15 protein-coding genes and 1 other annotated feature are annotated in these 13,649 nt (G+C 56.1%); of the genes, 7 read left to right on the top strand and 8 right to left on the bottom strand.

Annotated features, from left to right (window positions below; translation table 11 throughout):
* Nucleotide 1: 1 nt before the first annotated feature.
* The 6 genes from hisH to hisL form a co-directional block, all read right to left on the bottom strand.
* Entirely contained in the window at nt 2-592 is a 591-nt protein-coding gene (hisH, locus tag A936_RS04405; protein WP_008455038.1) for an imidazole glycerol phosphate synthase subunit HisH, read from the bottom strand.
* Nucleotides 592-1,659: a bifunctional histidinol-phosphatase/imidazoleglycerol-phosphate dehydratase HisB gene (hisB, locus tag A936_RS04400; RefSeq protein WP_008455036.1), complete on the bottom strand. Its 1,068-nt coding sequence runs from the start codon at nt 1,657-1,659 to the stop codon at nt 592-594. The genes hisH and hisB overlap by 1 nt, the downstream gene beginning before the upstream one ends.
* Nucleotides 1,656-2,738 (bottom strand): histidinol-phosphate transaminase, encoded by a 1,083-nt coding sequence (gene hisC / locus A936_RS04395; RefSeq protein WP_008455033.1) that lies wholly within the window; start codon nt 2,736-2,738, stop codon nt 1,656-1,658. The genes hisB and hisC overlap by 4 nt, the downstream gene beginning before the upstream one ends.
* Nucleotides 2,735-4,042, bottom strand: coding sequence for a histidinol dehydrogenase (gene hisD, locus A936_RS04390; RefSeq protein ID WP_008455031.1), 1,308 nt, complete (start codon nt 4,040-4,042; stop codon nt 2,735-2,737). Before hisD ends, hisC begins: the two co-directional genes overlap by 4 nt.
* Before the next feature lie 4 nt (nt 4,043-4,046).
* On the bottom strand, nt 4,047-4,946 hold the full coding sequence (hisG, locus tag A936_RS04385) for an ATP phosphoribosyltransferase (RefSeq protein ID WP_008455029.1): 900 nt from the start codon (nt 4,944-4,946) through the stop codon (nt 4,047-4,049).
* A gap of 37 nt (nt 4,947-4,983) precedes the next feature.
* Nucleotides 4,984-5,106: a sequence feature (His leader region), on the bottom strand.
* Nucleotides 5,082-5,132, bottom strand: a complete 51-nt coding sequence (hisL, locus tag A936_RS23405) for a his operon leader peptide (protein ID WP_126358378.1) — start codon at nt 5,130-5,132, stop codon at nt 5,082-5,084. (Overlaps the previous feature by 25 nt.)
* Nucleotides 5,133-5,332: 200 nt before the next feature.
* Here hisL and A936_RS04380 point away from each other — a divergent pair, with 200 nt between their 5' ends.
* The 5 genes from A936_RS04380 to A936_RS04365 all read left to right on the top strand — a co-directional run bounded on the left by A936_RS04380 (nt 5,333) and on the right by A936_RS04365 (nt 8,893).
* Nucleotides 5,333-6,160, top strand: coding sequence for an SDR family oxidoreductase (locus A936_RS04380; protein WP_008455027.1), 828 nt, complete (start codon nt 5,333-5,335; stop codon nt 6,158-6,160).
* Between the two features lie 26 nt (nt 6,161-6,186).
* Nucleotides 6,187-7,101 (top strand): LysR substrate-binding domain-containing protein, encoded by a 915-nt coding sequence (locus A936_RS04375; protein WP_008455025.1) that lies wholly within the window; start codon nt 6,187-6,189, stop codon nt 7,099-7,101.
* A 36-nt stretch (nt 7,102-7,137) separates the two neighbouring features.
* Nucleotides 7,138-7,374 carry a hypothetical protein gene (locus A936_RS04370; RefSeq protein WP_008455023.1) on the top strand — a complete coding sequence of 79 codons (237 nt, stop codon included), beginning with the start codon at nt 7,138-7,140 and terminating at the stop codon, nt 7,372-7,374.
* A gap of 102 nt (nt 7,375-7,476) precedes the next feature.
* Entirely contained in the window at nt 7,477-7,539 is a 63-nt protein-coding gene (locus A936_RS24040; RefSeq protein WP_494493252.1) for a hypothetical protein, read from the top strand.
* A complete protein-coding gene (locus tag A936_RS04365; protein ID WP_008455022.1) occupies nt 7,529-8,893 on the top strand; it encodes an APC family permease in 1,365 nt (454 codons plus the stop codon). The genes A936_RS24040 and A936_RS04365 overlap by 11 nt, the downstream gene beginning before the upstream one ends.
* A gap of 60 nt (nt 8,894-8,953) precedes the next feature.
* Here the strand turns inward: A936_RS04365 and sbcB are convergent, their stop codons facing one another.
* Together sbcB and A936_RS04355 are read right to left on the bottom strand one after the other, a co-directional pair.
* A complete protein-coding gene (sbcB, locus tag A936_RS04360; RefSeq protein ID WP_008455020.1) occupies nt 8,954-10,381 on the bottom strand; it encodes an exodeoxyribonuclease I in 1,428 nt (475 codons plus the stop codon).
* Between the two features lie 76 nt (nt 10,382-10,457).
* Nucleotides 10,458-11,609, bottom strand: coding sequence for an acyltransferase family protein (locus tag A936_RS04355; protein ID WP_008455017.1), 1,152 nt, complete (start codon nt 11,607-11,609; stop codon nt 10,458-10,460).
* 252 nt (nt 11,610-11,861) lie between these two features.
* Between A936_RS04355 and dacD the strand changes: the two genes are divergently transcribed.
* Both dacD and sbmC read left to right on the top strand, forming a co-directional pair.
* Nucleotides 11,862-13,028 (top strand): serine-type D-Ala-D-Ala carboxypeptidase DacD, encoded by a 1,167-nt coding sequence (dacD, locus tag A936_RS04350; protein WP_008455015.1) that lies wholly within the window; start codon nt 11,862-11,864, stop codon nt 13,026-13,028.
* A 152-nt stretch (nt 13,029-13,180) separates the two neighbouring features.
* A complete protein-coding gene (gene sbmC / locus A936_RS04345) occupies nt 13,181-13,645 on the top strand; it encodes a DNA gyrase inhibitor SbmC (RefSeq protein WP_008455013.1) in 465 nt (154 codons plus the stop codon).
* Nucleotides 13,646-13,649: the final 4 nt, after the last annotated feature.

Genomic DNA, 13,649 nt, shown 5'->3' with positions numbered 1-13,649 from the left:
TCTACATCTCCAGAAAGTTTTTCAGCAGCTGAGCCCCAGCCGAACCGGAACGTTCGGGGTGGAACTGAACGCCCCAGAAATTATCTTTTTGCACCGCCGCGGTGAAGGCTTCACCGTAGTTTGCCTGGGCGATGGTGTTTTCGCAGACCGGCATCGCGTAGCTGTGAACGAAGTAGAAATACGCCCCGTCTTCAATGCCGCGGAACAGGCGGTCGCCCGCCTTCGGGTAAACGCGGTTCCAGCCCATGTGCGGCAGCGGCAGGCCGAAGTCTTTCATCTGCAATACCGGCTGGTCGATAATGCCCAGCATTTCCACGCCGTGGCTTTCGTCACTGCGGCTGCCGAGAAGCTGCATTCCCAGGCAAATACCCAACACGGGCTGGGTACAGGCTTTAATCAACTCCACCAAATCGCGCTCGATGATTTGGTTCATGGCCGCCTGCGCGGTGCCTACGCCCGGCAGAAAAAGCTTATCGGCGCGCAGCACCACGTCCGGATCACGGCTGACCAGCGGCTCATAGCCGTGGCGCTGAATGGCCGATTTCACCGAATGCAGGTTGGCGCAGCCCGTGTCGAGGATCACCACGTTCATCAGAGCACTCCTTTCGAGGAGGGGAGCGTATCGCCCTCTACGCGAATCGCCTGGCGCAGGGTGCGGCCAAAGACTTTAAACAGGCTCTCCACGCGGTGGTGATCGTTCTTGCCTTTGGTCTTCAGGTGCAGCGTCACGCCCATGGTGTAAGAGAGCGAGCGGAAGAAGTGTTCCACCATTTCGGTGCTGAGATCGCCCACGCGCTGGTAGTTGAACTCGGCTTTATATTCGAGGTGCGGGCGGCCGGAGATATCCAGCGCGCAGCGGGCGAGGCATTCGTCCATCGGCAGCACAAAGCCAAAGCGGATGATGCCACGTTTGTCGCCCAGCGCCAGCTTCAGCGCTTCGCCCAGCGCCAGACCGGTATCTTCCACGGTGTGGTGATCGTCGATGTATAAATCGCCTTTCACCGCGATCTCCATGCGGAAGCCGCCATGGGTGCAGATCTGGTCCAGCATGTGATCAAAGAAACCGACGCCGGTAGCGATTTTGCTGCCGCCTTCACGATCCAGCCACACCTTCACGTCAATCTGCGTTTCTTTGGTGTTGCGCTCCACGTGGGCGTAGCGATCGCGCTTAGTGAGTTTCTCGGCGATTTGCTTCCAGTCCAGGCCATCGCTGTTGTAGCGCAGGCCCTGAATGCCCATGTTTGCGGCCAGCTCAATGTCCGTGGCGCGGTCGCCAATCACGTAACTATTAGCTTTATCCAGCACGCCGTCCTGCAGGTAGCCAGTGACCAGCGCCAGCTTCGGCTTGCGGCAGTCGCAGTTGTCCGCCGGCAGGTGAGGGCAAATCAGCACCTCATCAAAAAGAATGTCCTGTGAGGTCAGCACCTGCATCATCAGGTTGTGCGGGCCGTCGAAATCGGCCTGAGGGAAGCTGGCGGTACCCAGGCCGTCCTGGTTGGTGATCATCACCAGACGGTAACCCGCCTTTTGCAGCTGCAGCAGAGCCGGGATCACTGCAGGCTCAAAGGCGAGTTTCTCCATGCGGTCGACCTGGTAATCGCTCGGTGGCTCGGAAATCAGGGTCCCGTCGCGGTCAATAAAAAGTACTTTCTGGCTCATTTGCTCTCCGTGGCCTGCAGGCCGGGTTGCTGACGCAGCGCCTCAATGGCGCGCTGGCACTCTTCTCGCGTGCCGATGCTGATGCGCAGGCAGCCGCTTAACGTCGGTTGTTTATTCTGGTCACGTAAGATAATGCCCTGATCCCACAGTGATTTAAAGACTGCGCTGGAGGCGGTCATTCTGGCGATGACGTAGTTGGTTTCGCTGTCGAAAACCTGCTCAACGCAAGGGACGCTTTTCAGCTCATTGATCAGATACTGGCGATTAAGTAGCACTTCGGCCACGCGCTCACGCATCGCGTTGATGCCCTGCGGGCTTAGCGCCTGGGCGGCGATGTCAGCTACCGGTGTAGAAAGCGGGTAAGGGGCGATGACTTTTAGCAGCAGGTTGATCACTTCCTCATTCGCCAGCGTAAATCCGCAGCGCAGGCCTGCAAGCGCAAATGCTTTGGAGAGCGTCCGCAGCACGACCAGGTTGGGATATTCCTGAAGCCAGCCTGCCAGCGTCGCCTGGGGGCAAAACTCGATATAGGCTTCATCGGCAACGACCAGCGCTTTATCGCGGGTCATTTCCAGCAGCGCGCGCAGATCCTGCGGATTAATCAACTGGCCGGTTGGGTTGTTTGGGCTGCAAACATAAACAACTTTTACGCCGTCGAGCTTCTCTGCAATCGCCGGAAGATCCAGTTGCCAGCTATCCAGCGTGGCCACGGTGCGGCACTCTACGCCAAAGGTTTCGGCACTGACGGTGTACATGCCGTAGGTCGGCGGACAATAGAGAATCGCGTCTTTGCCCGGTTCGCAGAACGCGCGAATCAGCAGTTCGATACCTTCATCCGCGCCGCGGCTCACCAAAACCTGCTCAGGCTTCACGCCTGCGTAGCTGGCATAGTTGGCGATGACCTGCTTTGGCTGGCACTCCGGGTAGCGGTTCAGCGTCTGCGCGGTTAACTGGAACTCTACCGGCGTCGGGTATTCGTTGGCGTTCAGCCAGACGTCACCGTTCCCGCCCAGGCGGCGGGCAGACTGATAAGGGGTCAGGGCGCGAACGTTGGCGCGGGCTAACTCTTCGAGGCTCATGCTTGCTCCTTCAGGGCGGCTACGCGGAGGGTAACGGCGTTTTTGTGGGCGGTCAGTTGCTCGGCGGCGGCCAGGGTTTCAATGGTTTTTGCCAGAGAAGCAAAACCCTGCGGAGACAGCTCCTGCACGGTCATGCGCTTCTGAAAGTCCGCCAGCCCGAGGCTTGAGCAGGTGGAGGTGTAACCGTAGGTCGGCAGGACGTGGTTTGTCCCGGAGGCATAATCCCCGGCGGATTCCGGCGACCAGTCGCCCAGAAATACCGAGCCTGCGCTGGTAATATCGTCCACCAGTTCACGGGCGTTGCGGGTCTGAATGATCAGATGCTCTGGACCGTATTGGTTGGAAATCTCAATGCACTGCGCTAAATCACGGGCAACAATTAAGCGACTGCTTTCCAGCGCTTTGCGTGCGGTTTCTGCGCGCGGCAGGGCGGCAAGCTGGCGCTCAACGGCATCGGCAACGGCCAGGGCCATGGTGCTGTCTGGGGTCAGCAGAACCACCTGAGAATCCGGGCCGTGTTCCGCCTGAGAAAGCAGGTCGGAGGCGACAAAATTAGGCGTGGCGCCGCTGTCGGCGATCACCAGCACTTCCGATGGGCCAGCAGGCATATCAATAGCTGCGCCGTCGAGACGCTGACTGACCTGGCGCTTTGCTTCGGTGACGAAGGCGTTGCCAGGCCCAAAAATCTTGTCCACTTTCGGAATGCTTTCTGTGCCTAGCGCCAGCGCGGCAATAGCTTGGGCGCCGCCGACCTGAAACACTTCCTGTACGCCGCAAAGCTGGGCCGCGTAGAGAATCTCATCGGCAATTGGCGGTGGGGAGCAAAGGACGACTTTTTTGCAGCCAGCAATGCGGGCAGGCGTGGCCAGCATCAGCACGGTGGAGAACAGCGGGGCGGATCCACCGGGAATGTACAGGCCCACGGAGGCTACAGGGCGAGTCACCTGCTGGCAGCGCACGCCGGGCATGGTTTCCACATCCACCGGGGCAAGCTGCTGCGCGAGGTGGAATTTTTCGATGTTAGCGACGGCCACGGCCATCGCCTCTTTAATCTCGCTGCCGAGTCTCGCGACGGCTTCATCGATTTGCTGCTGAGTGACCTGCAGCTGCTTCACTTCAGTTTTATCGAACTTCGCGCTGTATTCACGCAGGGCGGCATCGCCGTTGCTTTTAACGTTGTTCAGGATTTCCGCCACGGTGCGAGTGATGCTGTCCGAAGCGGAGATAGCCGGGCGCATTAGCAGCGCGCGTCGCGCGCCTTCGTCGCAGGCGTTCCAGTTAATCAGCGTGTTGAAGTTGCTCATCACATCACTCCATCATCTTCTCAATCGGCAGCACCAGAATGGAACTGGCACCCAGCGCCTTCAGTTTTTCCATGGTTTCCCAGAACAGCGTTTCGCTGCTCACCATGTGCATCGCCACGCGCTGCTGATCGCCGGCCAGCGGCAGAATGGTTGGACGCTCGGCGCCCGGCAGCAGGGCAATCACTTCATCCAGGCGCTCGGTTGGCGCGTGCATCATGATGTATTTGGACTCGCGAGCCTGAATCACGCCCTGGATACGGGTCAGCAGTTTGTCGATCAGCTGCTGCTTGGCTGCCGGCATTTCGCCGTCACGCTGGATCAGGCAGGCTTTGGAGCGGTAGATAACTTCGACTTCACGCAGCCCGTTGGCTTCAAGGGTTGCGCCGGTAGACACCAGGTCGCAGATGGCATCGGCCAGACCGGCGCGTGGGGCCACCTCCACCGAGCCGTTCAGCAGGCAGGATTTAAACTGCACGCCTTTCTGGTCGAGGTAGCGCTTCAGCAGGTGCGGGTAAGAGGTCGCAATGCGTTTGTTGTTGAGGCTGGCCGGGCCATCCCACGGCTCGTCTACGGCGGTGGCCAACGACAGGCGGCAGCCGCCAAAGTCCAGGCGACGCAGCGTGTAATAACGCGGATCTTCGCCCTGGGCGCGGCGCGTCAGCAGCTCTTCTTCGAGCACGTTTTCACCGATGATGCCGAGGTCCACGACGCCGTCCATCACCAGCCCTGGAATGTCGTCATCACGCACGCGCAGGATGTCGATGGGCATGTTTTCGGCCAGCGCAATCAGGCGTTGGGTGTGCAGGTTAATTTTTATGCCGCAGCGGGCGAGTAATTCGCGTGAATCATCGCTAAGACGGCCAGATTTCTGCATAGCTATGCGTAAACGGTTGTTGTCGGTCATCGGTAGTTACCCCTTATCAATTCCTGTCTGACGCCCAATAAAAAAGCCCCCGGAAGATATCTTCCGGGGGCTTTTTCTCGCGTTCACGCACCACTGGAAGATCTTTTCGTCTCCCAGCACCAATCGCCTGAAAGACTAGTCAGGGTGATGGTGATGATGGTGGTTTTTAAACTGAGCGCGTGTCATAAAATTCTCGTATGAATGACTATTCATTATGTGCCAATTAACGTAAACCAGATGACGCACCGAGCGCAAGGGGTTTTTTCCTCGTTGATTAATATTCTGTAAGGCTGAGGGAATTGTCAGTTCTGCCCGGGTGGCGTAGCCTTAACGGAGAGCTAAATTCACTCGTCAGAAGATAATGCTGCAAGGTCAGGAGACAAGGCATGAAAAGGGTCGCAATAGTCGGATTGGGGTGGTTGGGTATGCCGCTGGCGCTCTCATTGTCAGCGCGCGGTTATCAGGTCACCGGCAGCAAAACCACGCTGGATGGCGTAGAAGCAGCTCGCATGTGCGGGATCGAAAGTTATCAGCTGAATCTGCAGCCGGAACTGGTTTGCGACAGTGAGGACCTGGAAGCGCTGCTGAACGTTGACGCGTTAGTGGTGACGCTGCCCGCCCGACGTACTGGAGAAGGCGATGATTTTTATCTGCAGGCGGTGCAGGAAATAGTCGACAGCGCGCTGGCGCATTCCGTGCCGCGCATTATTTTTACCAGCTCGACCTCCGTGTATGGGGAAGGGGAGGGTAGCGTAAAAGAGACGTCCCCGCTTAAACCTGTTACCGCCAGTGGGAAAGTGCTTAAAGAGCTGGAAGACTGGCTGCACAAACTCCCGGGGACGTCCGTGGATATCCTCCGCCTCGCGGGGCTGGTGGGGCCGGAACGCCATCCTGGGCGTTTTTTAGCGGGAAAAAGGGACGTGGCAAACGGGCAGCACGGCGTAAATCTCGTGCATCTGGAAGATGTGATTTCGGCCATCACGCTGCTGCTTCAGGCACCTAAAGGCGGGCGAGTCTATAATCTATGTGCTCCGGCCCACCCAACGCGGGAAGAATTCTATTCGCTTATGGCGCGGCAAATTGGCCTTGAGGCCCCGTCGTTCCGTAAAGACGCGGCCACCGGCCACGGCAAGCTGATTGACGGCAGCCGCATCTGTAATGAGCTAGGCTTCGACTATCAATATCCTAATCCGCTGCTTATGCCTATGCAGTAAATTCAGCCGCACATCCGGGAGTGAATATGAAACCTTTACTGGAGGTCCTGATCATTCTCGATGCGCTGGATAAAGAAGGGAGTTTTGCTGCGGCGGCGGCAAAGCTCTTTAAAACCCCTTCGGCGCTGAGCTACAGCGTGCAAAAGCTGGAAAGCGACCTCAATATTCAAATCCTCGACCGCAGCGGCCACCGGGCGCGCTTTACGCGAACCGGCCAGCTCCTGCTGGAAAAAGGCAGGGAAATTCTGCATTCGGTACGCGAGCTGGAAAAGCAGGCGATCAAACTCCAGCAGGGCTGGGAACACGAACTCACCATCGGCGTGGACAATGCCTTTCCCTTTTCCCTGCTGACGCCCTTAATTGAGGCGTTCTATCAAAGCTACAGCGTAACGCGGCTAAAATTTATCAACGATGTGCTTGGCGGCTCGTGGGAGGCGCTCACGGAAGGGCGGGCGGACATTATTGTCGGGGCGATGAGCGAGCCGCCTTCGCTGAGCGGTTTTGGCTTTACGCTTCTGGGCCGGCTGGAGATCGTCTTTGTTGTCGCCCCACATCATTCGCTGGCGAAAGCGGAGGAGCCACTGCCCAGACGGCTGGTTAAGCAGTCCCGGGCGGTGGTCGTCGGAGATACCTCCAGAATCGAGTCCGCCCGAGCGCTGCATTTGCTTGAAGAGCAGGAGGCGATCACCGTGTTTGATTTCAAAACCAAGCTCGAGCTGCAAATCAGCGGCATTGGCTGCGGGTATATGCCACGCTATATGGCGCAGCGCTATATTGAGAGTGGTGCGCTGGTGGAAAAACAGGTTGCGGGGCAGGTGCCTTATGTACCGGTTTGGATTGGCTGGAATGAGCAAACGGCCGGGCTTGCCAGCGAATGGTGGCGAGAAAAAATCGTCGCCGACCCGCATATCGCCCAGGTGTATATGCCAGTAGAAAAATAGTGCCTTTTTGACTGGCGGAATTTTACTAACCTGGCTATGTTGAATGGCAGTCAGGCAGTGCGTTATGGCAGCGATGTGTCGGAACGGGATTATCTTCTTCTGCCGTGCTGGATGTGGGAGTTTTTACTTCCGCCAGGCGCTGAAAAAGAAATTGCCAAAGATGGCTTTAACATCTTGTCATTGTGCCTTCGTATGGTGCAAAATACGCGGCCTGCAAAAGAGAAAACTAACCGACGTTTAAGAGACGTCGGTTATTTTTTTGCAATCAATTAAGTCAGACAAACGGCATTTGCCAAAAAAACCAAGAGGCCGGGCTTCGTACCGGATAGATACTAGCTTTTAAAAAACGACAGTCGTGTCGCCGAGGAAATTAAGATGGGGCAGATTTTTGCTTTTGCGCAGGCTTTCTCCACTGAGGGAAACAACCATGTCGCTTAACGTCACCGCAGGTGCAAACACCCGCCCAGGTCTGCGTAAGACCCTGACGCTGGTACCGGTAGTCATGATGGGCCTTGCCTACATGCAGCCGATGACCTTGTTTGATACTTTCGGTATTGTTTCCGGGATGACCGATGGCCATGTGCCGACGGCTTATGCCTTTGCTCTGGTGGCGATCCTGTTCACCGCGCTGAGCTATGGCAAGCTGGTGCGTCGTTTCCCGTCTGCGGGTTCCGCTTATACCTACGCCCAAAAATCCATTAACCCGCTGGTCGGTTTTATGGTGGGCTGGTCGTCGCTGCTGGACTACCTGTTCGCGCCGATGATTAACATCCTGCTGGCAAAAATCTACTTTGAAGCGCTGGTGCCTGCGGTGCCGTCGTGGATCTTCGTGGTCGTGCTGGTCGGCTTTATGACCGTTTCTAACCTGCGCAGCGTTAAAACTGTCGCCAACTTCAACAGCATCATCGTTATCCTGCAGATTCTGCTGATTGCGGTAATCATGGGAATGGTGGTGTACGGCGTTGCGGGCGGTGAAGGTGCGGGTACGCTGACAAGCAGCAAGCCGTTCTGGTCTGAGAACGCGCATATCGTGCCGATGATTACCGGCGCGACAATCCTGTGCTTCTCGTTTACCGGGTTTGACGGCATCAGCAACCTGTCTGAAGAGACCAAGAACGCCGAGCGTGTGATTCCGCGCGCTATCTTCCTGACCGCGCTGATTGGTGGCCTGATCTTCATCGTCTCCACCTATTTCCTGCAGCTGTACTTCCCGGATATCTCTCGCTTCAAGGATCCGGATGCGTCTCAGCCGGAAATCATGCTGTTTGTGGCGGGTAAAGCCTTCCAGGTTGGCGCGCTGATCTTCTCCACCATTACCGTACTGGCTTCCGGTATGGCCGCGCACACTGGCGTTTCCCGCCTGATGTACGTGATGGGCCGTGACGGCGTGTTCCCGAACCGCTTCTTTGGTTATATTCATCCGAAATGGCGTACCCCGGCGTTCAACGTGCTGCTGGTGGGCGCAGTTGCGCTGATGGCTATCGACTTTGACCTGGTTACCGCCACCGCGCTGATTAACTTCGGTGCACTGGTTGCCTTTACCTTCGTTAACCTGTCGGTTATCTCGCAGTTCTGGATCCGCGAAAAGCGCAACAAGACGTTCAAAGATCACCTGAACTTCCTGGTTCTGCCGACGATTGGTGCCCTGACCGTGGGTGCGCTGTGGATTAACCTGGAACAAAGCTCGATGATTCTCGGCCTGATTTGGGGTGCGATCGGCCTGATTTACGTGGCCTGCGTGACCCGCAGCTTCCGTAACCCGGTGCCTCAGTACAACGAAGACATCGCTTAATCAGTTTCGAAGCAATAAAAATGGCTCCCAAAGGGAGCCATTTTTTATCTGTCAAAAGGGTTAACCGACCAGGTACTGGGCATATTCAAATAGCGATTTCAGCAGCGCCATTTTCTCTTTATCCCCTTCATGCTGGTTATACAGCGATTCCAGCTCAAGAGCATAGGCCTGCAGAGCTTCCTGGGAAAGTACGTCCCGGCGATACTGCAGCCAGCGGTTCTGCTCATCTTCGCTTAACGTGCCCGGCCAGTTGCGCGCGCGGTAGTTGAACAACAGCTTCTCAATGCGCTTATCGGCAAAGGTGATATCCAGCGCCGGCAGATTCTGCGGGTCGGTTTGCAGCACGATGCGCATTGCAGCACGGTCGGCGTCACTAAAGAAGCCGTTGTAAAGCTGGGCATCGACGTTATCGGAAGGCACAAACGGCTCGGCTTCGGCAAACAGCGCCACCACCTTCTCACGCACTTCCGGGTGTTCGCGCAGTACTTTCAGGTTATCAAGGCATTGCTGGCGGTTAATGCCGAGGCGTTCAGCATCTTCCGGGCGCAGGGTGTTGGCGACGGCCAGCACCGGACATTTATTCAGATGCACCAGCTTGATCGGCACCGCTGCGTTATCACCCAGTTCGGCTTTGGGTGTGTACAGGCGTTCACGCAGGGTGGCGGCATCCAGCGCCAGCAGCGGCGAGATATCCCCGGCCAGGTCGACCATTATCACCGCATTGCGGTTGTCCGGGTGCCAGGCCAGCGGCGCTATCCAACTGGTATTGCCGCGCTGGGCGCCGAACATGCCGGATACATGGACCAGCGGCTTCATCTGCGGGATATCAATCAGCGTCTGTAACTTCTGCTTTGAGCGATGGCTGTAGAGATACTCAAACAGGCGCGGCTGGCGGGTTTTCACTAGCTGAGCCATCGCGATGGTGGCGTAAACGTCTGACATCGCATCGTGTGCGTTAGCGTGTTCAATGCCGTTGGCTTTGGTCAGGTGCTCAAGGCGGAAGCTCGGCAGCCCGTCCTCATTTTCCGGCCAGACAATGCCTTCGGGACGCAGGGCGTAACAGGCGCGCATCACGTCGAGCAAATCCCAGCGGGAATTGTCGTTCTGCCAGCTCCAGGCATACGGATCGTAAAAGTTACGGTAAAAAATATTCCGCGTCACTTCATCGTCGAAGCGCACGTTGTTGTATCCCACCACGCAAGTCTTTGGCACCGTGAAGATGTCGTGAATACGCTTCGCGAAGGCCGCTTCGTTCTCGCCGTGCGCCAGCGCCTGCTGGGGCGTAATGCCGGTGATCATCACGGCTTCAGGCTGGGGCAGGTAGTCATCCGCAGGCTTGCAGTAAAACACTTCCGGTTCGCCAATAACGTTAAATTCGCTGTCGGTGCGAATCGCGGCAAACTGGGCCGGTCTGTCCAGCGAAGGGCTTTTGCCGAAGGTTTCGTAATCGTGAAACAGAAAGGTAGCAAGTGAGGCAGAATCGGACACAGAGGTTACCATTGAGCTAGTTATCATCAGACTCAATGGTAAACCATCTGCCGGCGCATCAGAAGGAAAAGCGCGTTTAAGATACGGACCTTTCGGACTTCATTTTCGCCCCGCTAAGCAACTGTTTACCCAGCGCGATGCCGCGTTTTTCAACCTTGTGGTAAAGCGCAACGGCAATCAGCCAGACGGTGGGCAGCGCGATGGCCGTGACTATCAGGAAACGCATCAGCGAAGGCTGATGGGCAAAACCGGTGTAGCGGACGAGCAGGCCGATGGTGGGGAGGACAATCATCAGGTGTAGCAGGTACACCGAATAAGAGACATCCCCCAGAAACAGGCTAAACCGACAGGTGAGCAGCTTGCGAGGCGCCGCCGTGATTCGGCGCAGACGATTTTCTTTGTCAGGCTGCCAGAGCAGCAGCGTCATGCCGGTAATCATCATGCACTCTGCCACCAGCCGCAGATGGGTTTCGGCGATATGCATCTGCCAGGCAATGACCGGGGCGAGCAGCGCCAGCGCGCAATAGCGCAGGTTTTTTTGCATTACCGCGTGGGATATCAGCATTCCGGCGATAAACAGCGGCAGTTTTATCAGGATCATCGACGGCATAGGAAAGGCGTTGAAGTAGTCCGGGAAGAGCCAGCGGGCCGCCAGGCAAACCACCATCAGCAGCGTCGCGCTAACCGTAAACCCGTAGCGCATCACCAGCAGCATAATGAACGGGAACAGCAGATAAAACTGCATCTCCAGCCCAATGCTCCAGTCTGGCAACACGGTGCGGAAGGACCAGGCCGGTAAGAGGCCAAAAATAAACGTCAGATGGCTGAAAATATTCATTGCGGAGTGGTCGGCATAGCGGCTGCTTGCGGTGGCGGTTGTCGGCCAGGCGCTGGCGATAATATCGCGCATTTCGCCGAACCAGCTGCCAAAAATCAGCGCCACGACCAGCAGCAAATAATAGAGCGGGGCGATGCGAAAGAAGCGGCGTAGCCAGAATTTGCGAAAGGTATCCGGGCTATTCCACGGCTCTTTTTCCCGACGCTCCTGATAATTTTTTGCCATCAAATACCCTGACAGCAAAATAAATAAATCGACCCCCATCCCAGGATCATAAAGAAGAGGAATGCGGCACTGCACCAGCAGGCAAATGTGGCCGAGCAAAACCCAAAACGAGGCCAGCCCTCGCAGCCCCTCCAGCTCTGGAGACCAGCGTTTACTTTCCACCATACGATGACCTTTATGCGTGTATTCTTCGGTCAGAGTAAAAATGAATCAGCGCTGTCACAATCAGAATGTCACGCAAACATGGAATATCGGAATAAACGCAGTGTGATGTCCGGGGGAATATATTTAGTACAAATATCATTCATTATTATTGCTAAATATGAAATGTCATATTTTCTTGCAATTTAAAGAAGCAAATTAACAAGAACTCCCGTAAAACGAGCCGCTGTAAATTAAGTCTTTGAGGAAAATCCGTTGAAAACCCGCCTGCTTGTTGCCCTGAGCTTTTTGTCCCTTTCCGTCAATGCTGCCTATGCTGATGATATTTTCCCCCATCAGCCGCAGCCGCCTCAGGTAGAAGCCGGCGCATGGGTACTGATGGATTACACCACCGGGCAGGTGCTGACCGCAGGCAATGAACACGTCCAGCGTAACCCGGCCAGCCTGACAAAACTGATGACCGGCTATGTCGTTGACCGCGCAATCGACAGTAAACGTATTACCCCGGACGACGTCGTCACAGTGGGGAAAGATGCCTGGGCAAAAGGTAACCCGGTGTTTGACGGGTCATCGCTGATGTTCATTAAGCCAGGAGACCGGGTGACCGTGCGCGATCTCAGCCGCGGGTTGATTATTGATTCCGGCAACGATGCCTGCGTTGCGCTGGCAGACTATGTTGCCGGGGGACAAAAGCAGTTTGTCGCCATGATGAACCACTACGTCGACCAACTTGGCCTGCACGATACTCATTTTGAAACCGTGCATGGCCTGGACGCGCCGGGGCAGCACAGCTCCGCCTATGATCTTGCCGTGCTGTCCCGCGCTATCATCCACGGTGAACCCCAGTTCTACCATATGTACAGCGAGCGCAGTCTCACCTGGAACGGGATTACCCAGCAAAACCGCAACGGCCTGTTGTGGGATAAATCCCTGAACGTGGATGGCCTGAAAACGGGGCATACCGAAACAGCAGGGTTTAACATTATTGCCTCCAGCGTGCTGGGCCAGCGCCGCCTGATTGCGGTGATTATGGGCGGCCTTAGCTCAAAAGGGCGTGAAGAGCAGGCCCGCAAGCTGCTGCACTGGGGGCAGGATAATTTCGACACCGTGCAGGTCTTGCAAAAAGGCAAACCTATCGGCAGCGAGCACATCTGGTACGGCGACAAGGCCAATATCAATGTGGGCCCGGATCAGGACGTCTTCCTCGCGCTGCCTAAATCGGAAGTGCCAAACATCAAAGCAAAGTATGTGCTGAGCAAGCAGGATATGGAGGCGCCGCTGGCAGCCAATACGCAGGTGGGCGAGATCCAGCTGTTTGATGGTGACAGGCTCATCTCCCACTGGCCGCTAGTGAACCTCACGCCGGTGGAGAAAGGCGGGATGTTTTCGCGTCTCGGCGACTTTATCAGCCGCAAGCTTTAACCCTTTGTCTTGTTGATGAACCGCGCGATTTGCGCGGTTTTTTTGTCGCCATTTCCTGCGAGGTTGCTCCCAAATCTGGCAGCTTGTGCCCCACCTTTAAAAAATATAGTGTATAAATGTACAGTGTATTTATTCATCAGCGTGGAGGCAGTATGACATTCAAAGTTCAGCATGTTCCGGCGCGTAAAGTGGCCGGTTTTCATCTGGTCGGGCCGTGGGAAACCACGGTTCCGCAAGGGTTTGGCCAACTGGCCATGTGGGCGAAAACCCACAGCCTGCATGGCGACTGGCTGGCCATTTACTATGATGACCCCGATGTTGTTCCGCCAGAAAAGCTGCGCGTGGACACGGTGCTGGGCGTACCTGAAGAGTTCAAACTACCGGAAAACAGCGAAGGCGTTATCATCACGGCTATTGAGGCAGATACTTACGCCATCGGGCATGCCATCGTAAAAAACGAAGCATTCCAGGAAGCCTGGGAAACCTTCTTTGACCAGGTAGAGGCTGATGGTGACTATCAGTTAACCGGCAAACCCTGTTACGAAATCTATCTCAACGACGGCTCGGCGTCCGGCGTATGGGAAATTGATATGTATATTCCGGTCGCTAAAGTCTGACAGG

Origin of the sequence: Enterobacter sp. Ag1 (genome assembly GCA_000277545.1) — a bacterium.
In the GTDB taxonomy this organism is placed as follows: domain Bacteria; phylum Pseudomonadota; class Gammaproteobacteria; order Enterobacterales; family Enterobacteriaceae; genus Cedecea.
Note: the sequence above shows the minus strand (reverse complement) of the source record. Positions and strands in the feature narration are given on the sequence as shown.